Source organism: Candidatus Sororendozoicomonas aggregata, from assembly GCF_031528575.1.
Classification (GTDB): Bacteria; Pseudomonadota; Gammaproteobacteria; order Pseudomonadales; family Endozoicomonadaceae; genus Endonucleibacter; species Endonucleibacter aggregata.
The window spans coordinates 21823-43395 of the sequence record NZ_JAVLSP010000022.1 but is presented as its reverse complement, the minus strand read 5'-3'; the positions used below and the strand labels follow the sequence as shown (position 1 = coordinate 43395).

Sequence of the window (21573 nt, the reverse complement as noted above, 5' to 3'; positions counted from 1 at the left end):
TTGCGCGAATAGTTGACCTATTTAAGCAAATTCATCGGAAAATATGGCCGCTCTTTCTGGATTTCAGGCCGAAATTGCCTTAAGTCCGACAGGCTCCTACTGTTCATTGCTGCTATCAGATTACAGATAGCGAGAGCCATGGGGTTAATACGTAACGGGTGCCAGCGAAGACGCTTTAACCCGCTTTTTAAAAGAATGCGTGTGCTGAACGAGTTGGAGATTGCTTGAAATAAAAGTTTGCGCAAATTAAATAATAATCTCACTCTTCAGTTACTCATTCCTTTTTCTCAAATCAACAGTTTACTCAATATTTTTCATTTAGTAGCCCCCAGGTATGATATTTAATTTGTTGGGTTTAGTTATTAGAATTGCAAACGCCATAAAGTTCTCAGGGTTTTCTATCATTTTTATAGTGGGTCTAAAGCCTAACGGCTTATACCATGTAAACCTGCCCACAATATTTCCTGTATCCATGTTTGTTACCTTAAAATTCTGAGTACTTTTGTGATTCAGACAACTCCCTGCAGCAGAATAATGTATGCCTATTTTAAAACAGCGTTTACTGTAACGGACAGTTTGTGAAATGGGACTATACACTCCGATCATGCAGTAACCTTTGCCCTCAGCTTCAACTTTATAGCCGTTTTTTGAGTAATAGGGATGATGTGGAGGTATTAGATTTTTAATTTGAATAATAGTATTTAAGCCATAAGCGTTACCTATGATGGATAAGCTCAAGAGGCCAGTAAAAAAAATAAACGATTGGTTTACCATGAATTTTCTGACTCGTGATTGATATTTCTTGTGCATGATATACACCTACCGTTCATTGCTGCTATCAGATGACAGATAGCCAGAGCCATGGGGTTAATACGTAACGGGTGCCAGCGAAGACGTTTTAACCCGCTTTTTAAAAGAATGCGTGTGCTGAACGAGTTGTAGGTTGCTTGAGGTAAAAAGTTTGTAGCCATTAAATGACAACCTTAATCTTCAGTCACTTATTCCTCTTTCTCAAATCAACAGTTTACTCGGAATTATCCTCTAAATTGTTATTGCTACACTTGAGATTCAATTTGTCAGGCTTATTCATTTTACCCGTCGCTTCTACCATAAAGTTGCCAGGATTGTTAATTATATATATTTGCGGTCCACCCTGTGGTACCGACCACATACAATGAAATACGCCCGCAGTATTATTTGTGTCATTATTTCTCACCTCAAAGCGCGCCGAATTGAATTCGCGGTGCGCACAATCCCCGGTGGTACGATAATTTATTCTAATGTGTTGCCCAGAGGAGCCACCATAAATGGCAGTGTATGACTTTGGATTCACTGAGGCAACGCAGTGACTTTTGCCGTCATTTATAACGGTATAGCCTTTTTTTGAGTAATGTGGGTGATTTGGAGGTATTAGATTTACAATATAAACAACAGTATTTATGCTATAAGCGTTGCTGATGATGGATAAGCTCAACAGGCCAGTAAAAAAAATAAATGACTTGTTCGCCATGAATTTTCTGACTCGTGATTGATGCTTCTTGTACATGAGATACACCTACCGTTCATTGCTGCTATCAGACTACAGATAGCAATAGCCGTGGGGTTAATACGTCACTGGTGCCAGCGAAGACGCTTTAACCCGCTTTTTAAAAGAATGCGTGTGCTGAACAGGCTGTAAATTGCTTGAGGTAAAAGGTTTTCACCCATTAAATGACAACCTCGATTTTCAGTCACTCATTCTGTCCTGTCAAATCAATATTTCACTCAACATTGTTCCCTCTATATAGCTTAAGATTCAATTTGTTGTTCACATTGGTTTTAAGTCCCGTTACATTCACTATAAAGTTGTCAAGGTTTGTTGATATTTGCAGATATCCAATTTTTTCTTTGGAATCATGCCATTTAAATCTGCCCACAATCTTTCCTGTATCATTGTTTATTATCTTAAAATTTTGATAGCTTCCAAGTCCTAAACAGGGAGGTAAACTATGTATAGGATATACGCCTATTTTACCATAGGGCGCACCATAAATGGCGGTGTATGAGGTTGGAGACACTCCGAACATGCAGCAACCCTTGCCAACAGGTTCAATTTTGTAGCCTTTTTTTGAGTAATGTGGCTGACTTGAAGGTATCATATTTTTAACTGAAACATAGGTATGGATATCGCCATAAGCGAAATCTGTGACGGATAAGCTCAACAGGCTAGTAAAAAAAATAAATGACTTGTTCGCCATGAATTTTCTGATTCGTGATTGATGCTTCTTGTACATGATGGATTCCTACTGTTCATTGCTGCTATCAGATGACAGATAGCGAGAGCCATGGGGTTAATACGTCACTGGTGCCAGCGGAAGCGTTAACCCGCTTTTTCAGAGGATAAGTGTGCTGAGCAAGGTGTAGATTGCTTGAAGTAAAAGGTTTTCACCCATTAAATGACAAGCTCGATTTTCAGCCACTCATTCCCCCTCTCACATCAATGTGTCGCTCGGAGTTGTCCCCTAAATGATCATCAATAGTTAGTGTTGAAATTTAATTTGTTCTCCTGATCTCTATCTTTAAGTTTCGTTACATCCACCATAATTTTTCCAGGATTTTGATACAGAGTTACATAATTCCTTTTATTATATTGGTATGAATGCACCCATTTGATTTTGGCCACAACCTTTCCTGTATCATTGTTAATCACGTTAAAATTATGCGTTGCAAAAAGTTCTCCACAACCCACGTCCCCCCAATCGTCATTATATTTTATGTTTATTTTACCATAGGGGGCACCATACATGGCTGTGTATGACGTTGGACTCAGATGCTTAATGCAGTCCCCAGATCCAATGCTTTTAACTGTATAGCCTTTTTTTGAGTAATAGGGGTTATTTGGAGATATATTATTTTTGACTGAAAGAGAGCCATCCAAGCTATAAGCGAAATCTGTGACGGATAAGCTCAACAGGCCAGTAAAAAAAATAAATGACTTGTTCGCCATGAATTTTCTGATTCGTGATTGATGCTTCTTGTACATGAGATACACCTACCGTTCATTGCTGCTATCAGACTACAGATAGCGATAGCCATGGGGTTAATACGTCACTGGTGCCAGCGAAGACGCTTTAACCCGCTTTTTAAGAGAATGAGTGTGCTGAACAGGCTGTAAATTGCTTGAGGTAAAAGGTTTTCACCCATTCAATGACAACCTCGATTTTCAGTCACTCATTCTGTCCTGTCAAATCAATATTTCACTCAACATTGTTCCCTTTATATAGCCCAGCCCTAAGATTCAATTTGTTGTTCACATTGGTTTTAAGTCCCGTTGCATTCACTATAAAGTTGTCAGGGTTTGTTGATATTTCCAGATATCCACCTTCGGACTCATACGATTTAAACCTGCCCACAATCTTTCCTGTATCATTATTTATTACCTTAAAATATTGATAGCTTCCAAATCCCCAACAGTGAGGTGGACCATCTCTATAATGTACGCCTATTTTAACATAGGGTGCACCATAAATGGCGGTGCATGAGGTTGGGTGATACACTCCGACCATGCAGTGACCCTTGCCATCAGGTTCAATTTTGTAGCCTTTTTTTGAGTAATGTGGCTGACTTGAAGGTATCATATTTTTAACTGAAACATAGGTATGGGTATCGCCATAAGCGTTATCTATGACGGATAAGCTCAACAGGCCAGTAAAAAAAATAAATGACTTGTTCGCCATGAATTTTCTGACTCGTGATTGATGCTTCTTGTACATGATGGATTCCTACTGTTCATTGCTGCTATCAGATGACAGATAGCGAGAGCCATGGGGTTAATACGTCACTGGTGCCAGCAGAATCTTTAACCCGCTTTTTAAAAGAATAAGTGTGCTGAACAGGCTGTATATTGCTTGAGGTAAAAAGTTTGTAGCCATTAAATGACAAGCTCGATTTTCAGTCACTCGTTCCCCCTCTCAAATCAATATGTCGCTCGGCGTTTTCCCCTAAATGTTCATCAATGGCTAATCCTGAGGTTTAATTTGTTGTTCTGATCTTTTTTATATTTCGCTACAACCACCATAAAGTTGCCAGGATTTTTATACAGAGTTATATGATCCCCATCAACTCTGAATGAATGCCCCCATCTGAAGTTGCCCGCAACCTTTCCTGTATCATTGTTAATCACGTTAAAATTTTTCGATGCAAAAAAATTTTTACAAGACTCGTCCCCCACATCGTAAAAGTTTATGCCTATTTTACCATAGGCGGCACCATACACGGACGTGTATGACGTTGGATGCACATGCTTAATGCAGGTACCAGTGCCAACGCTCTGAACTGTATAGCCTTTTTTTGAGTAATAGGGGTTTTTCGAAGGTATGTTATTTTTGACTGAAACAGAGGTATTCCAGCTATAAGCGTTACCTGTGAGGGATAAGCTCAACAGGCCAGTAAAAAAAATAAATGACTTGTTCGCCATGAATTTTCTGATTCGTGATTGATGCTTCTTGTACATGAGATACACCTACCCTTCATTGCTGCTATCAGACTACAGATAGCGAGAGCCATGGGGTTAATACGTAACGGGTGCCAGCGAAGACGCTTTAACCCGCTTTTTAAAAGAATGAGTGTGCTGAAAAAGGTGTAAATTGCTTGAGGTAAAAGGTTTTCACCCATTCAATGACAAGCTCGATTTTCAGTCACTCATTCCCCCTCTCACATCAATGTGTCGCTTGGAGTTGTCCCCTAAATGATCATCAATAGTTAGTGTTGAAATTTAATTTGTTCTCCTGATCTCTATCTTTAAGTTTCGTTACATCCACCATAATTTTTCCAGGATTTTGATACAGAGTTACATAATCCCTCCTATCATATTGGTATGAATGCGCCCATTTGATTTTGGCCACAATCTTTCCTGTATCATTGTTAATCACGTTAAAAATCTGCGTCGCAAGAAGTGTGTCACAAGAATCAGCATCCGCAAAATCGTCATAATATTTTATGTTTATTTTACCATAGGGGGAACCATACATGGCGGTGTATGACGTTGGATTCAGATGCCTAATGCAGCCCCCAATGCCAACGCTTTTAACTGTATAGCCTTTTTTTGAGTAATAGGGGTTATTTGGAGGTATGTTATTTTTGACTGAAAGAGAGCCATTCAAGCTATAAGCGAAATCTGTGACGGATAAGCTCAACAGGCCAGTAAAAAAAATAAATGACTTGTTCGCCATGAATTTTCTGACTCGTGATTGATGTTTCTTGTACATGATATACACCTACTGTCATTTATTAACAAAAAGTTATCTTAAAAGTCACAACCTGTTAACATCGCGAGAACATATATAAAATACCATTGTTGCTTGATAATAAACGGAGTCAGACTTTTACTATCTGCTCAATGTACTAACCCATGGAGCAGAGGAGGTGAGCGAGTTCTGACCCTTTCTCTGGAGCATCGGGTGCAGGGTTTGGTAATACGGCAATTCATCTTGAATACTTGAATCAGATAATGGACCAACCAGTGATATAAGGCTTGCTCGACTAAAGGAATGAGTCAGCAGACAACGTTTTCACCTCTAGGAACCTGTCGGGCTTAAGCTTTCGAGTATAAAATTCAGTAAAGCGAGTCAGGTTTTTCGATGGATTTGTGCGAATAGTTGACCTGTTTAAGCAAATTCATCGGAAAATATGGCCGCTCTTTCTGGATTTCAGGCCGAAATTGCCTTAAGTCCGACAGGCTCCTGGCCTTAGCCTTTATGGTGCCCAATCCTGAAATTTAACGCGTTTTTCATATCGCTTGGAAAATTCGTTGAATCCACCATCAAATGGTTATAACCCCTCATGTTATATATACGGGTCAACCCCAGCATGCTTTATCCATTCAAATGTGCCCACGAGTTTTCCTGTGTCATTGTTTGTCACCTTAAATTTCTGAGTGCTTTTATCGTCCCAACACACACCTGAAGACTTAAAATGTATGCCTATTTGACCATAGCCTCGATCATAAAGGGCAGTGTGTGAAGACGGACTATATACTCCGATCATACAATAACCCTTGCCCATAGCTTCAATTTTATAGCCATTTTTTGAGTAATAGACGTGATGTGGAGGTATTAGATTGATGATTGAAATCTCGGTATTTCTGCCATAAGCGTTACCTAAGGCGCATAAACTCAAGACGCCAGTAAAAAATACAAAGGACTGGTTTGCCATGCACTTTCTGAGCTGTAGCTGTAGTAGAGGCTTTTTGCACATGATAGACTCCTGTTGTTTATTACTGCCAACAAGTCATCTTAAAAATCATCCACTGTGAGTGTTATGAATATATATATAAGACTATTGTTGCTTGATTATAGCCCCAGGCAGGCTCCTAGAGCCTCTTTAGCAAGGGTTCGCACTAAGGCCATTCATGTCTGGTACTTGAATGGTTGATAACTAACAACTAGCGATATCGGTTTGCTCGGCTGAAGGAATTAGCAAGTAGACAACACCTGTCCTTTGAATATTCCCTGTACAGGTGATGAGATACCGACCATTGCGACACTTCTGTAAAAAGCAAATTAAACAGCGGCAACCTGACATTCAGAAGTGGGCAAGTTATGAGAATAATATTGTTTTCAGAGTAATATAAAAACACGAAAGTGCAAGGCCGTTATGTGATGCGCAATGAAAAGTGTACGGGGTATTACCACTAGGAGCCTGTCGGGCTTAAGCTTTCGAGCATGAAATTCAGTAGGGCGAGTCAGATTTTTCGATGGATTTGTGCGAATAGTTGACCTATTTAAGCAAATTCATCGGAAAATATGGCCGCACTTTCTCGCATTTTCTCGCATTTTCTGGATTTCAGGCCGAAATTGCCTTAAGTCCGACAGGCTCCTGGCCTTAGCCTTCATGGTGCCCAGTCCTGAAATTTAACCTGTGTTTCATATCGAATGGAAGATGCGTTACATTGAACATCAACCATCTATCACCCTTTATGTTATGTATATACGGGTTATCCCCTGCCTCCTTTTTCCATTCAAATGTGCCCAGGAGTTTTCCCGTGTCATTGTTTGTCACCTTAAATTTCTGAATGCTGTCCCTGAATGCACACCCCCATGCAGACTTATAATGTATGCCTATTTGACCATAGGGTTTACCATAACGGGCGTTGAGTGAATGGCGATTATATACTCCGATCATGCACTGGCCCTTGCCCATAGGCTCAATTTCATAGCCCTTTTTTGAGTAATACGGGCTATCTGGAGATATTAGATTTTTAATGGAAATTTCGGTATTTCTGCCGTAAGCGTTACCTAAGACGCATAAACTCAAGACGCCAGTAAAAAATACAAAGGACTTGTTTGCCATGCAAGTTCTGAGCTGTAGTAGAGGGTTTTTGCGCATGATAGACTCCTGCCGTTTATCGAATAGTTCAGGATTAAAGCCCCCACCAGGCTCCTGGCTTGGTGGAGCAAGCAACCACAGGCATTTTGGCGCTTTGCCTCGAAGATTGTGTCGTTTAGGTGGCGTTCACTCGCCACCTGAAACGTGTGGAGCGAAGCGACATCCTTTTTGACTGGGGGATTGATGTCAACCTGAAGAGACGTTAAGGGACTTTTCCAGAGCATGAGCCGTGCTGAGCAAATGACAGAATGCTCGAGGAAAATAGTTTGCGCTATTTTGAACAATACCGGTTTTCAGCCACTTATTCCACCAATCCAATCAACATGTCATTCGATAGTGTTCCCTTTATGGTGCCCACACCTGAAGTTTAATTTGTTGCTCGAATCGTTTTTATGACCCGTTACATCCACCATAAAGTTTCCAGGATTGTCTATCATATCTATACGCGGATCAGCCCCTGTATTCTTATACCAGGTAAACGTGCCCACAACATGGCCGGAATCCCTGTCTATCACCTTAAAATCCTGGAAGCTGTCCCACACTTGACACCACCCTGAAGACTTAAAATGTATGCCTATTGTCCCATACCCTTCACCATAAATGGCAGTGTGTGAATAGGGGCTGTATATTCCAATCATGCACTGACTTATGCCATCAGGGACAATTCTAAAGCCGTGTTTTGAGTAATGGGGGTGATGTGGAGAGATTAAATTTTTAATGGAAATTTCGGTGTTTCTGCCGTAAGCGTTACCTAAGACGCATAAACTCAAGACGCCAGTAAAAAAAAACGACTTTTTTGCCATGATTTTTTTAACGCGTAATAGAGACTTCATGTTCATGATATACTCCTGTTTTACTTCTCAAATAAACATTTAATCGAAATTGGCCCCTGAATGTTTGCTACACTTTAGATTTAACGCGTTGGGTTCAGAAGGAAGACCTGTTATATCCACCATAAAGCTATCAGGATTTTCCTGAAATATTATATACGGCTTTTTCTTCTTGGCTGGAGGCGGAAGACGGTCTGCTTTCTTTTTCCATTGAAGCGTGCCGACAACTTTTCCAGTATCATTGTTTATCACGATAAAGTTCTGCGAGCTGTCCTTGAATGCGCAGCCCAAAGAAGACTTATAATGTATACCGACAAAACAAAAGCCGTCACCATTAGCGACAGTGCATTTATGGGGACCATACACTCCCAACATGCACGAACCATGACCACTGGCTTTCAGTGTAAAGCCTTTTTTTGAGTAATAGGGTTGACCCTGGGGGATTGCGTCTTTCATTAAAAGAAAGGCATCTTTACTATAAGCGTTGTCTAAGGCGCATAAGCTCAACACGCCAGTAAAAAATACAACCGATTTGTTTGCCATGCACTTTCTGAACTGTAATAAAGGCTTTTTGCGCATGATAGACTCCTGCCGCTTATCGAATAGTTCAGGATTAAAGCCCCCACCAGGCTCCTGGCTTGGTGGTGTAAGCAACCGCGGGCATTGCGGCGCTTTGCCTTGAGGGTCGTGTCGCTTAGGGGGCGTTCACTGGCCACTTATTCCGCCAACCCAATCAATATGTCATTCGATTTTGTTCCCTTTATGGGTGCCCACACCTGAGATTTAATTCGCCTTGCGCATCGGTTTTATGACCCGTTACATCCTCCATAAAGCCTCCAGGATTGTTTATTTCTATTATATCTATACGCGGATCAGCCGCTACCGGCTTATACCAAGAAAACGTGCCCACAACACGGCCGGAATCTTTGTTTATCACAGCAAATTCCTGGGAGCTGAAATCCCCTATACACGACAACCCTGAAGACTTAAAATGTATGCCTATTTTCCCATACCCTTTACCATAAATGGCAGTGTGTGAAGAGGGGCTGTATACTCCGATCATGCAATGACCTGAGCCATAAGGGACAATTTTAAAGCCTTTTTTTGAGTAACTGGCGTAGTACTGTGGAGAGATTAGATTTTTAACATAAAGTTCGGCATTTCTGCCGTAAGCGTTACCTAAGACGCATAAACTCAAGACGCCAGTAAAAAAAAACGACTTTTTTGCCATGAATTTTTTAACGCGTAATAGAGACTTCATGTTCATGATATACTCCTGTTTCACTTCTCAAATGAACATTTTAATCAAAATTGACCCGTGAATATTTGCTACACTTTAGGTTTAATGCGTTGGGTTCAGAAGAATGACCTGTTATATCCACCATAAAGCTATCAGGATTTGCCTGAAATATTATATACGGCTTGTTCTTCTTACCTGGAGGCGCAAGACGATCTTCTTTCTTTTTCCATTCAAACGTGCCGACAACTTTTCCAGTATCATTGTTTATCACGATAAAGTTCTGCGAGCTGGCATTGAATGCGCACCCTCCTGAACACTTATAATGTATGCCGACATAACAAAAGCCGTCACTATTAGTGACAGTGCATTTATGGGGACCATACACTCCCAACATGCACGAACCATGGCCACTGGCTTTTAGTGTAAAGCCTTTTTTTGAGTAATGTGGTTGACCCTGAGGGATTGCGTCTTTCATTAAAAGAAAGGCATCTTTGCTATAAGCGTTGTCTAAGGCGCATAAGCTCAACACGCCAGTAAAAAAAACAACCGATTTTTTTGCTATGAACTTTCTGACTTGTAATAGAGACTTCATACTCATAATTTGCTCCTACTGCCCAATTTTTATACCTAGGAGCCTGACCGAGAATAGCGCCCGTAGCGAGGATTACGAGAAATTGAGGATAAAAATTTCTGCTTCTGAGGATAATAGTGGGGCTATTTGACGAAGAAGCAGGAATTTTTAGACCAATTTATCGCAACCGCAGTAGGGCAGTCTATTCTCGGACAGGCTCCTAGCACACGGTCTGCGTTTTTTTCCATGTAAGGGTGCCGACAGCTTCTCCAGTATCGTTGTTTATCACGATAAAATTCTGGGTACTTCTGGCGAATTCACACTGAACGGCTGTCCGTTCAATCTTTTTTAGTCATGAAATTCAATGCGTTGGGTTCAGAAGAAAAACCCGTTACATCCACCATAAAGTCGTCAGGGTTTTCTTTGATGTTTATAGTTGGATTATGTCCCGCCCGTTTTATCCATTTAAGCGTGCCGACAACTTTTCCAGTATCATTGTTTATCACGATAAAATTCTGGGTACTTCTGGCGAATCCACAATGAAGGGCAGAAGCATAATGTACGCCGACATGACAAAAGTCATCACCATTTCTGGAAGTGCATTTAGGGGGACCATAAACTCCCAACATACACGTACCATGACCACTGGCTTTCAGTGTATAGCCTTTTTTTGAGTAATGTGGTTGAATTTGGGGGATTGTATCTTTCATGTAAATACGGGCGTTATTGCAATAAGCGTTGCCCATGATGATCAGGCTCAAGACGCCAGTAAAGAAAACAAACGATTTGCTTGCCATGGACTTTCTGACTCGCAATAGAGACTTAACACTCATGATATACTCCTATCGTCCATTACTACCAAGAAGCCATCTAAAAATCATATTCTTTTGACATCAGGAGAACGGGCATAAAAATTGTTGTTGCGTGTGATCTTAATCAGAGGCAAAGGTTTACTATCAGTTCTTCCTGCTAACCCGTTGAGAGGGTGTCACAAAAAGGTTGTCACAAAAAGGTTAAATACACTTGTCTGAGCCTTTTCTGTCCTTCTTGCGAAGGCAGGAATCCGTTGTCAGCGCTGACGCCAACGCTTTACAGGTATGACGAAAGTGGAGGTGATTGCCAGTCTATAGCACTTTTGCGACACCCTGGTTGAGTAGTGGGGGGGAGCGCTGGCTTTTTTCTCAGGCCATCCAGCGCAAGGTTTCGCACTACAGCAATTCATATCAAGTACTCTAATGATTGATAATACCCAGCCTGTGATATCCGGCTTGTTCGACTCAAGGAGTTATTCGTCGATCGGCGTTTTGTTTTTGCTCACTGGCTGTACAAAAAAATAAAACACGGAATTTTGCATTACATACACAAAGAATAAGAAGAATACAAAGAGGAAAATAAACGACAATGATTTTGTATTCAGAAGTTGGCTGGTTTTGAAAGTACATAAATAATGGGAAAAAATCTGTAATGAGAATAATATAGAATCATGAAAATGCAAACCGTTATTTGGGGGAACAATGAAATATCCGGGCTAGGAGCCTGACCGAGAATAGCGCCCGTAGCGAGGATTACGAGAAATTGAGGATAAAAATTTCTGCTTCTGAGGATAATAGTGGGGCTATTTGACGAAGAAGCAGGAATTTTTAGACCCATTTATCGCAACCGCAGTAGGGTAGTCTATTCTCCGACAGGCTCCTAGGAGCCTGTCGGACTTATTTGATGGCGGTATAAGTAGACAGGTGTTTTATAAAGATCACCGGCTGTGATGATGTGTTCGGGAAGCCAGCCAGGTAGCTGGAAGGTATGGCTGATTACCCAACAGTTCTCAGGCAATTGTGACTTCAGTTGTATCGCCAGCCGCTGCATACCTTTGGTGTAAAGATAGCATACGACCAGTCCCGCCTGTGACAAATTGACGGTAAAAATATCTTCAGCGGTGATGGTGGTGCCCTTGGTGCAATAACAGTTTTTCACCAGTTTTGAAAAGGCGCGTGGCAGTGGTGATCGTTCATGACCAAACAGGCGGTGTTGTGGATAATGACTGCTCAGCAGAGGCAGTAAATGCCCCCAGCCAGCCCCCAGTTCGTGGATTTCCCCTCTCACGCGGTCAGCGCAAGGCAGCATTTGGCTCAGTGCCTTTTTAACTGAATGGGATGTGGGCGTCGGTGTAATACCGAGGCGCAGACTCCAGAGAACCAGTGAAAAACAGCATACCAGCAGACTTGCGACTATTATCAGTTTAAGTAATGCAGTGGCATCCAATGCGATGGCTCCTTGTTTCCAGTGCTCTGTATTGCCAGCTCCTTAGCCCACCATGTATAAGCCTTTTTCCTGCCTCAGGATTATCACCGTTATTTTTCAGGCTTGTGAGCGACCGAGTAGTAACAGGGCGGGATCACCAGGCTTCCAGTATACCGCTCTTATCAAGGCGTGTCATAGGGGGAGTCCACCGCTTTTCTTCAGTTAAACCGAACCACCTTGCCCTGGTGAAAATTCTGCTTTGTTGATATGGAACAGCTTCTCCCGCACGCTTTTTTTGTAATTAGAAGGCGTTATTTGGCAATGCTTGAAAAAAAGGCGGGAAAAATAGTCCGGGTCATTGATGCCTACCATCATACCAATATCGGCAATACCAAGGTTAGAATCTTTCAGGAGCGCTTTCGCCTGTCTTATGCGACAGTGGGCCAAATAGACCATGGGCGTACAGGTGGTAGCCTGTTTGAAGCGTCGGCTCAGAGTGCGAGGGTGCAAGCCGGTATAGTCAGTCATGGTTTTTAGTGTAATCGCGCTGGCATAATTAATGTCCAGCCACTCTTGTAACTGAATAACGGACTCGTCCTGATGAGCGCGCGCGTCTTTTTCTGTGAACCCGTTATCTTCAAAGGATTTTCTGATTTCATGGGAAAACTGCTGCTCAACCTTTGCTGCGACGGTAGAACCCATAGTGAGCTTGATGATATGCACCATTAAATCTGCCATGGAGTTAACGCTGCCGGCACAGTAGATACGATTGGAGCACGTCATTAAATGATGGGGTTTAAAATGCACCAGAGGGTATTGATGTTGCAGGCGCTTGAGGTAGAACCAATGCGTTGTCGCGGGCTGGTTGTTGAGAAGGCCGGCTTCGGCCAGAAAGGTAACGCCCGTTCCCCCCACGGCAAAAAAGGGCTGACCGGACTGTTGTTGCCGTAACCAGCGCAGTAATGCCGTGTGACGGCGAACCTGGGGAATAGGATTACGCCAGAGGGCGGGTACCAGAATCAGGTCTGCCTGTCCGGTATCGTGATAGCAGGTATCAGGCGTCAGCATGAGGCCACCTGTCGTTTTTACCGGTGAGAGCGTTTCAGCGCATAGAATGATCTTCAGTGTTTTGTGGTGATGGGTCAGGGCACAATAGGCGCGGGCAGCTTCCAGCATTTCCAATGGCAGAGTAATGCTGGTGGCAATCATACGGGGTACCAGTGGAATGGCGATGGTTGACAGTGATGGCAAAGGTGTTTGTGAGGCGGTCATGTTGTCTTAAATATCGGGTCTTTTATCTTCTTTGTCCAGTTTAGACCATGTAAGAGATCTTAAACTACTCTATATTCATTTTTTACTCCATATTCCATAAACGCTACAGGGAGTTGTCACTTGTCCAGATTACCCGTTATTGTTGCCCAAGGTGGTGTCAGTCCTGCTGGCCGGACATCCGGCTTTCATGGGTATCGTCGCCTGGTTATTGATGCGCTGTCGACACAGGACAGGCAGCGGACACTCCAGTCACTGTCCGCGCTGACTGGCGCTTCTCCAGAAACGCCAGATGACACGCTGTTGTCCCGCAGCCTGATTCGCAGGCTCGATAACTCACAGTTTGACCGTGACGCGTTGTACTACCATCACCCCGCAACGGTAACCGGTGACTCGGTTATGGTGATGGCTGAACGGGGTTTACCTGATCGGTTGCCGGAAAACTGGGAAATAACAAAAAAGGAAGCCGGGCAGGTATATGTGAAAGTAAAAGGGCAACAGAGGGTGATGATGCCAGCCTGTCGCCCGTCTGTGGTGAATGCCGCGGGGCAGCTGCCCAGTGGATTTCAGCCTGAGTCCTTGTACCAGTCACGGCATCATCCACGCTCATTGGCAATGACGGTATTTGGCGCGTCGGACGCCATTGGCTCTTCAGGACTGGACTGGAGTGATTTAAAAAGGCGGTTATCCCCGGATGAAATAGCCGTTTACGCCGGTAGTGCCATGAGTCAGCTCGACTATAACGGCAATGGTGGTATGTTACAGGCTCGTTTACTGGGTAAACGGGTGACGTCCAAGCAATGCCCCCTCGGTTTTGCTGAAATGTCCGCCGATTTTATTAACGCGTATATTTTAGGCTCCCTGGGGGCGACAGGTACCAGTATGGGGGCTTGCGCGACCTTACTGTATAACCTGGAGCAAGGCGTGGCGGATATTTGCCGTGGCAAAAGACGCCTGGTGGTTGTGGGTAACAGCGAAGCCCCTATTACGCCTGAAATTATGGAAGGTTATAGCATGATGGGAGCGCTGGCCAGCGACGAGGCGCTGCGTAAACTGGATAACCTCAGCAGTGATGATCCTTTGGATTTACGCAAAGCCTGTCGTCCTTTTGGCAATAATTGCGGGTTTACCATTGCCGAATCGGCGCAGTATTTCGTGCTGATGGATGATCAGCTGGCTATGGAGTGTGGTGCTGAAATCCTGGGGGCTGTCGGAGATGTCTTTATTCATGCTGATGGCTATAAGAAATCCATTTCAGCGCCAGGGGCGGGTAATTATCTGACCGTGGCAAGGGCAGCGGCATTAGGCCGGGCTATTGCCGGTGAAGAAGCCTTGCGTCAACGCAGCTTCCTTCAGGCACACGGTACCGGCACACCACAAAACCGGGTGACTGAATCCCATATTATGGACCAGGTGGCGCGCGCTTTTGGTATTAACTCCTGGCCGCTTTCGGCAGTGAAAAGTTATGTTGGTCACTCCCTGGGAGCAGCAGCGGGAGACCAGATAATGTCAGCCCTTGGTATATGGCGTTATGGGCTGATTCCGGGTATTCAAACCATTGAAGCGCTGGCAGATGATGTTCATGCCGACTCGCTGAATATTCTTATGGCGCACCAACACATCGATAAGGCCGCGATGGACCTGGGACTGATTAATGCTAAAGGGTTTGGGGGTAATAATGCGACGGCGCTGATGCTAAGCCCACAGTTGACAGAAAAAATGTTGCGTGCAAAGCATGGAAGGCGGGCGATCGCTCAGTGGCAAAAAACGCGTGAAGGCGTCGCGGAGCAGCAGGCTAGCTACGAGCGCCACGCGCAGGACGGGACGGCAACCCCTGTTTACCAGTTTGGAGTCAAGGTACTGGACGATATCCACCTGTCCATGACCAGTAGCCAGATTCGTGTGCCTGGTTATGGTAAGCCGTTGGATCTTGACGTTGAAAATCCGTTTTGGCAGTTTTAACAAGGGGAGCGGGCTAAACGTGTCATGTTCAGTTTTAAAATATCCAATCATCAAGGATGTCGCTTCGCTTCACATGCTTTAGGTGGTGAATGAGCGCCACCTAAGCAACACAACCTTCGAGGCAAAGCTTCGCGATGCCCGCGGTTGTTTCCTCCACCAAGCTAAAGCTCTGGTGGGGGTTTTGACCTTGCGCTATTTGATAAAATACGGGCCTGCTTTTATGTCCGTCCCCGCATGTCTTACACTGTTAATTTTCATGGGTATAGCATGGAGTCTTTCTGATGATGATAAAAAAGCACGCATTTCTCCCTTTAGTCATCTGCCTGGTTGTTCCTTTACCGGTGTTTGCGACAACAGCCGGGCGATTACAAATTGAGAATGCGCAAAGCAGCGAGATTACCTTGTACCCTGATAAAGCCCTGGTTAAGCAGAGCTTTGCTACCCTGCCTGACGATAAAGGTTCCCTGGTGCTCGATGACGTTGGGGAGGACTGGCAAGACAATAGCTTTTCCCTGGCGTATGTGGATGGAAGCCAGCGATACATTCCCAACAGTATCTGGTGGCGGCAGGATAGGCTTGACCGTGACGTCATCTACAGCAAGTTAGTAGGGCATTCTGTCGAACTGATGGGCGGTGGCATCAATGTGCCTGTTCAGGGTGAGCTGCTGGTGTATGGTGAGGGTATTGGTCTGGTTCAGGGCAATAATGGGCGACAGTATATCGTCGATTGGAACGACGCCCAGGGCGTGAGGATGGCGTCTCGGGAGACTATTTTTGCCGGTAAGGACTACGCTGATCGTATGGTTGCCGAGTTCGGTGATCAAAAACCACAGGGACAACTGCAGCTTTCCTATCTTACCCACTCGTTAAGTTATACCAGTTACTATCAGTTATCGAAAGAGGCTGACGGGCAATCACGCCTTGAGCGTCAGTTGATTGTAAAAAACAAGTCAAGGGTGGATTATAACAATCCCACTATCCGGCTGGTTTCTGGTAATACGAATGGAATAGCCAGCAACGCGCGTTCCATGAATGGTACGGTTGCATTATACAGCGCCGCGCAAAAGGATGAGCGGATGGGAGAGCTGATTGTTACGCCATTGGCAGGCATCAATAAGTTAGGGGGGCATACCAGTATCCAGCTGACACAGTATAAACAGGAAAAAATCAGCCTTGATAAACGCTATGTACTGGATGTTTATGGCAGGTCGTATAACAGTCAGCCTGCCAAGCTGGAAAATCCCCGAACCGTGTTGCGATTTAAAGCCGGTACTGACTTGCCGGCGGGGCGTTTGGAATTCTTTGAAACGAATAAAGCCGGCGCGACCTTACTCAGTGGCGGTACCTGGTTGCCAGCTACAGTCAAGGGTGATTATGCCCGGTTGATAATGGGCGAAGCGTTAACCGTCAGGGTGGCGCGTAAAAAAACGGATAACCAGCAAAAGGAGGGGCAGTGGCTCACTCGTTGGGAGATGACCGTGTATAATGACCAGAAAATTCCGGTGAAATTTATCCTGAATGAGCGTGATCGCAACTTGTTGACGTTATCAGACGTACAAGGTGGACAGCTTCACGGCACTGGTACGATTGAGGTAAAGGTGCCTGCCAAAGGTGAGCAAAAAGTGATGTATATTGCTACCTATGGTAAATCTTGACATCCTCCCCGACGTGAAGAGGGTGTCGCGAAACGCTGAAATACGCCCCGCGCCGTCATCCTGTACAGGGAATGTACAGGAACCACACGCTATGGAAGGCACTTCCTTATGGCATAGATCCCTTGCAATCCCTGTATGGGATGACGACGGAAAAAATTAAGCGTTTCGCGACACCCTCTATAAGTACGGATATAAGTACGGGGCTTTCCGCGCTTTTGGTAAATACCCGCTTGAAGCTTTTCCAAACCTCGTTTCCCACAACCGTTTTATGGAGCTGATCAAGCAATCATTGCTTCCTTTGACGGTCTATCTTAGCAGGCGCTGTATGGGGCAAGTTACAGGACTCGCGGCTTTTTCTATTAGTGATGAATCAAAAGATTCAAAAATGTGGATGACATCATGTATGGTCGTACCGGAAAAATTACCAGCTCACTTGTTAAGCAATCTTCCGTTATCTGCGATATATGCGGGAGAGTTTGTTATGATGAGGACGTTCTTGCTTATCACAATAAGATTGACCACCGGTTCTTTATTCAACAAGCAGCAACGAGAGGGGGGCCAGTAAGAGCATTCACTCGCCACCTGAAGCTTGTGGCGCCAAGCGACATTCTTTTTGTCTGCCCCAATTTTCGGATTTATCTCCTTACCCAAAAATGTGAATGATATCATGCCCAGATTCACTCCAAGCTCCGCAAGACCCTCAACAGCAAACCTCCAAGAAATCAGAAGTGATAGTCGTGATTTAACAATTATCAGAAGTAGTCGAATAACTGACGAAAGACCCCATTCAACTCAGCGTTTTCTCTGCGACAAATGCGGCAGATTTTTTGGTGATTTGGTTGAGCATGCTGATCATCGTGCAGCCGTTCACCGATTGACCAGGGATTTATTTCAAGCAGCAATTCATGGGTTTGTCGATCGTGTGGAATATCACTTATCAGCAGGAGCGGACATTAACGGCAAATGCGGTAAACACGGCAGCAAGAATGCTTTGATGCTCGCCGCTTTGCACGGAAATACCGCTGTGCTCCATCACTTGATTCACGCTGGCGCGGACCTTAATCAGGTTGATGATTATGGCCGGAGCGCGCTGGGATATGCCATATCAAGTTTCAGTTTGGCGAGTTTCAGTACACAAAAAGATATGGTTATCGCACTACTTCAGGCAGGCGCAAACCCGCTTATAGGGTCAGATCATCCGCCACCCATTATTCAGACAGCTGCCTTAAAGGGCGATGTTGAATTTGCCGAACAATGCATGACCCTCGGTGTCAAACTGCTGCCCTGGAAGCGGCTTAAGTATGGTAGAGATGTCTCTTATGAGACCAGCGTAGAATTCGACAAGCTGGTACGGACTCCCTTGCCACTGGAGAGGCTGGCGAGCCTTGTCATCAAGTCCCAGGTGAGCAAAGAAAACATAGCCGAATTACCCTTACCAACCCTTATAAAAGAAAAGTATTTAATGTAAGTTCGACGGTTTAAATCGTCATCGGGAGTCCTTGCGTTTGGCAAAAATCCGGGAAAGCGCTGATGAACTTTCGGGGGAGGTGCGAAGTACCCCTTGATGGCCGTATTTTTATTGACATTTGCATCGAAACAACACATTACTCATTCATTACTTTACGAACTCTCACCTAACAGGATAACGTCATATCTCTGGCATACCGTCGACAGCAAAAAAAACCGAGTGTAATTATGCTTGTTCCTTACGATGATAACTCCCTGTCCATTGGCAATACACCGTTGGTGAAGTTGAACCGCCTTGCTCCGGGGCACCGTATTTTTATGAAAATGGAGTCAAGGAATCCATTGAATTGTGTGAAGTGCCGTATTGGGGCCAGCATGATCTGGGATGCGGAAGCGTCGGGCCAGTTAAAGCCCGGTATTTCGTTGTTGGAGGCCACCAGTGGGAATACGGGCATTGCCCTGGCGTTTGTGGCCGCTTCACGGGGCGTGCCCTTGACATTGACCATGCCGGCATCAATGAGCCTTGAGCGACGCAAAATCCTGAAAGCCTTCGGGGCGACACTGGTGTTGACAGAGGCCGCCAAAGGCATGAATGGTGCCGTGGCCAAAGCAGAAGCCATTGCCGCGGATAACCCAGGCAAGTACCTGATTTTGCGACAGTTTGAAAATCCGGCTAACCCGCGTATTCATGAACAGACCACGGGGCCGGAAATCTGGAATGGCCTTGAGGGGGATATTGATGTGTTTGTGGCGGGTGTCGGTACCGGTGGTACGATAACAGGCGTATCGCGTTATCTGAAAAATATTCGCAAAAAAGCGGTAGTCTCTATTGCCGTGGAGCCAGAGGCTTCGCCGGTCATTACCCAGACCATGGCCGGAAAAGAAGTAAAGCCGGCGCCCCATAAAATACAGGGGATAGGCGCGGGTTTTGTTCCTGAGAATCTGGATTTGTCATTGCTCGATCAGGTTGAGCGGGTATCGAATGAAGAGGCCATCGCTACAGCGCACCGACTGATGAAAGAAGAAGGCGTGCTGTCCGGTATTTCCGGCGGCGCCGCGGTTGCTGCGGCACTGCGGGTGGCTGAGCAACCACGATACAAGGGTAAAACGATTGTGGTGGTGGTGCCTGATTCTGGCGAACGGTATTTGTCGTCTGCCTTGTTTGAGGGGGTATTTTCTGAGAATGAAACGGTGCAGTAACGAAGTGTCTGGGGTATGGGCGTAAACCAAAACCCACTTGAAAATACCCCTGCCGTTGATGATTTTAACGTGACAACCAGAAGTACCCATGGGCCTGCGTTATCAAATGCGCTTTGGTTTAAGCAACAAAGTCAATAAAGCGCAGGCTCCCGGGGTCACTGTGTTGTTATCATCTTGGAAAGCGAAATTCACTTCGTGGCAGATTCTCCCTTGTGCCGAATGACGACGCCAAGGTTATTAACGCTTAACTGTACTGCTATGCTTGGAGCCTGTCGGACTTTGCGATTGTCTTAAGTCCGACAGGCTCCTTGGGGCCGTGAAAAAGAAATAAGGAAAGAGGTAGCATGATGACCTATCAAATTGCCATTATTGTGTTTGTGCTCCTGGTGATTATCCTGATTGCTCGTGGGGTAAAAATGGTTCCGCAGGGGTATAACTATACCGTTGAGCGTTTTGGAAAATACACGCGGACGCTGCCGGCAGGGTTACATGTGATTGTGCCGTTGATTGACGCTATTGGGCAGAAAATTATTATGATGGAACAGGTTCTGGATGTGCCGCCCCAGGAAGTGATTTCTGCTGATAACGCTCAAGTAACAACAGATGCCGTTTGTTTTTTTCAGGTGCAGGATCCGGTGAAAGCCTCTTACGAAGTAAATCACCTTACCCGGGCCATGCAAAATCTGGTGATGACCAATATACGAGCGGTGCTCGGTTCCATGGAGTTGGATGATATGCTTTCCAACCGTGACAAGATCAATAGTCAGCTGTTGCATAAGGTGGATGAGGCTACCGACCCCTGGGGTGTTAAAGTGACCCGTATTGAGCTGCGGGATATCGCGCCGCCCGCTGATCTGGTGGAATCCATGGCCCGGCAAATGAAAGCTGAACGGGAAAAGCGCGCCCAGATACTGGAAGCTGAAGGTGCCAAGGAAGCTGCCATTAATGTCGCGCAAGGGGAAAAACAGGCACAGATTTTAAAGGCGGAAGGTGAGCTTGAGGCAGCCCGGCGCCAGGCAGAAGCACGGGAACGTTTAGCTGAGGCGGAGGCAAAGGCAACTGATGCTGTCTCTAAAGCTATTGCCGAAGGCGATCCGCGAGCTATCAATTACTTTATTGCCCAAAAATATGTGGATGCCTTGAAGGATGTTGCCTCTGCTAATAATAATAAAGTCATTATGATGCCCCTTGAGGCGGGCAATGTGATTGGTGCGCTGGCAGGTATTAAAGAGTTGGTGGGTGAGGCCAGGGCAACGACGAATAGAAAAGATAAGACGGTGAGAGAGTAATGGAAGAGCTGATCAGCTTCGAGTTCTGGCACTGGTTGATTGTGGCGTTTGTCCTACTGGGTATTGAAGCCCTGGGAGCTGGCGGTTTTTTTCTGGGTGCTGCCGGCGCTGCTGTGTTGGTTGCTTTTTGCGCCTGGTTGGGGTGGGTGACTGGTTGGAGTGGGCAGCTGGTGCTGTTTGGCGTTTTTACGCTTGTGTTCACTGTCGTTTATTGGAAGGTGTTCCGTAAAGTCAATGAAAAAACCGATGCTGTTGGCCTGAATGACCGGGCTTCTCAATTGATTGGCAGGTCAGCACTCATTGAAGAAGACATGCCTGACGGGAGAGGGAAGGTTCAAATCGGTGATACGTTATGGAAGGTCGAAAGTTTAACCGCGCTGAATCCCGGTGATCGGGTGAGCGTTGTGGGTAGCCGTGGGATGGTGTTGCTGGTGGAAAAAAACAACGATTAGTACATCCTTTATACCCACGGTTACCCATGGTACTT

General features: G+C 45.1%; 23 protein-coding genes. 7 read left to right on the top strand and 16 right to left on the bottom strand.

The features are described from left to right. Positions 1–318: 318 nt before the first annotated feature. The 16 genes from V4C51_RS06560 to V4C51_RS06485 form a co-directional block, all read right to left on the bottom strand. Positions 319–810 (bottom strand): hypothetical protein, encoded by a 492-nt coding sequence (locus V4C51_RS06560; RefSeq protein ID WP_330925344.1) that lies wholly within the window; start codon positions 808–810, stop codon positions 319–321. A 214-nt stretch (positions 811–1024) separates the two neighbouring features. Continuing rightward, complete coding sequence (locus V4C51_RS06555; protein WP_330925343.1) at positions 1025–1546, bottom strand: hypothetical protein; 522 nt, start codon at positions 1544–1546, stop codon at positions 1025–1027. Between the two features lie 214 nt (positions 1547–1760). After that, a complete protein-coding gene (locus V4C51_RS06550; RefSeq protein ID WP_330925342.1) occupies positions 1761–2273 on the bottom strand; it encodes a hypothetical protein in 513 nt (170 codons plus the stop codon). 239 nt (positions 2274–2512) lie between these two features. Continuing rightward, positions 2513–3022 carry a hypothetical protein gene (locus V4C51_RS06545; protein ID WP_330925341.1) on the bottom strand — a complete coding sequence of 170 codons (510 nt, stop codon included), beginning with the start codon at positions 3020–3022 and terminating at the stop codon, positions 2513–2515. Positions 3023–3236: 214 nt separating this feature from the next. After that, positions 3237–3752 (bottom strand): hypothetical protein, encoded by a 516-nt coding sequence (locus tag V4C51_RS06540; protein WP_330925340.1) that lies wholly within the window; start codon positions 3750–3752, stop codon positions 3237–3239. A 239-nt stretch (positions 3753–3991) separates the two neighbouring features. Continuing rightward, the gene (locus V4C51_RS06535) at positions 3992–4492 is read right to left on the bottom strand and encodes a hypothetical protein (RefSeq protein ID WP_330925339.1); all 501 of its coding nucleotides are present in this window, start codon (positions 4490–4492) and stop codon (positions 3992–3994) included. 241 nt (positions 4493–4733) lie between these two features. After that, on the bottom strand, positions 4734–5246 hold the full coding sequence (locus V4C51_RS06530; protein WP_330925338.1) for a hypothetical protein: 513 nt from the start codon (positions 5244–5246) through the stop codon (positions 4734–4736). Positions 5247–5823: 577 nt separating this feature from the next. Beyond that, on the bottom strand, positions 5824–6234 hold the full coding sequence (locus V4C51_RS06525) for a hypothetical protein (RefSeq protein ID WP_330925337.1): 411 nt from the start codon (positions 6232–6234) through the stop codon (positions 5824–5826). 627 nt (positions 6235–6861) lie between these two features. Then, positions 6862–7365, bottom strand: coding sequence for a hypothetical protein (locus V4C51_RS06520; protein WP_330925336.1), 504 nt, complete (start codon positions 7363–7365; stop codon positions 6862–6864). 326 nt (positions 7366–7691) lie between these two features. Next, the gene (locus V4C51_RS06515; RefSeq protein WP_330925335.1) at positions 7692–8204 is read right to left on the bottom strand and encodes a hypothetical protein; all 513 of its coding nucleotides are present in this window, start codon (positions 8202–8204) and stop codon (positions 7692–7694) included. Positions 8205–8237: 33 nt separating this feature from the next. Continuing rightward, positions 8238–8774 carry a hypothetical protein gene (locus V4C51_RS06510; protein ID WP_330925334.1) on the bottom strand — a complete coding sequence of 179 codons (537 nt, stop codon included), beginning with the start codon at positions 8772–8774 and terminating at the stop codon, positions 8238–8240. Between the two features lie 181 nt (positions 8775–8955). Continuing rightward, complete coding sequence (locus V4C51_RS06505) at positions 8956–9462, bottom strand: hypothetical protein (protein WP_330925333.1); 507 nt, start codon at positions 9460–9462, stop codon at positions 8956–8958. A gap of 34 nt (positions 9463–9496) precedes the next feature. After that, positions 9497–10033: a hypothetical protein gene (locus tag V4C51_RS06500; RefSeq protein ID WP_330925332.1), complete on the bottom strand. Its 537-nt coding sequence runs from the start codon at positions 10031–10033 to the stop codon at positions 9497–9499. A 311-nt stretch (positions 10034–10344) separates the two neighbouring features. Continuing rightward, entirely contained in the window at positions 10345–10839 is a 495-nt protein-coding gene (locus tag V4C51_RS06495) for a hypothetical protein (RefSeq protein ID WP_330925331.1), read from the bottom strand. A gap of 859 nt (positions 10840–11698) precedes the next feature. After that, the gene (locus tag V4C51_RS06490; RefSeq protein WP_330925330.1) at positions 11699–12265 is read right to left on the bottom strand and encodes a hypothetical protein; all 567 of its coding nucleotides are present in this window, start codon (positions 12263–12265) and stop codon (positions 11699–11701) included. A gap of 201 nt (positions 12266–12466) precedes the next feature. Beyond that, a complete protein-coding gene (locus V4C51_RS06485; RefSeq protein WP_330925329.1) occupies positions 12467–13516 on the bottom strand; it encodes a GlxA family transcriptional regulator in 1050 nt (349 codons plus the stop codon). Between the two features lie 120 nt (positions 13517–13636). On the opposite strand from V4C51_RS06485, the gene V4C51_RS06480 reads away from it, so the two are divergent. The 7 genes from V4C51_RS06480 (at position 13637) to V4C51_RS06450 (ending at position 21538) form a co-directional block, all read left to right on the top strand. Next, positions 13637–15475 carry a beta-ketoacyl synthase gene (locus tag V4C51_RS06480; RefSeq protein WP_330925328.1) on the top strand — a complete coding sequence of 613 codons (1839 nt, stop codon included), beginning with the start codon at positions 13637–13639 and terminating at the stop codon, positions 15473–15475. A 281-nt stretch (positions 15476–15756) separates the two neighbouring features. Continuing rightward, entirely contained in the window at positions 15757–17130 is a 1374-nt protein-coding gene (locus tag V4C51_RS06475; protein WP_330925327.1) for a hypothetical protein, read from the top strand. 667 nt (positions 17131–17797) lie between these two features. Beyond that, entirely contained in the window at positions 17798–18598 is an 801-nt protein-coding gene (locus V4C51_RS06470) for an ankyrin repeat domain-containing protein (RefSeq protein ID WP_330925326.1), read from the top strand. 227 nt (positions 18599–18825) lie between these two features. Then, positions 18826–19797, top strand: a complete 972-nt coding sequence (gene cysK, locus V4C51_RS06465) for a cysteine synthase A (RefSeq protein WP_330925325.1) — start codon at positions 18826–18828, stop codon at positions 19795–19797. A gap of 15 nt (positions 19798–19812) precedes the next feature. Continuing rightward, the gene (locus V4C51_RS06460; RefSeq protein WP_330925324.1) at positions 19813–19935 is read left to right on the top strand and encodes a hypothetical protein; all 123 of its coding nucleotides are present in this window, start codon (positions 19813–19815) and stop codon (positions 19933–19935) included. Positions 19936–20141: 206 nt separating this feature from the next. Next, positions 20142–21086: an SPFH domain-containing protein gene (locus tag V4C51_RS06455; protein WP_330925323.1), complete on the top strand. Its 945-nt coding sequence runs from the start codon at positions 20142–20144 to the stop codon at positions 21084–21086. Continuing rightward, positions 21086–21538 (top strand): NfeD family protein, encoded by a 453-nt coding sequence (locus V4C51_RS06450; protein WP_330925322.1) that lies wholly within the window; start codon positions 21086–21088, stop codon positions 21536–21538. The genes V4C51_RS06455 and V4C51_RS06450 overlap by 1 nt, the downstream gene beginning before the upstream one ends. Positions 21539–21573 lie beyond the last annotated feature (35 nt).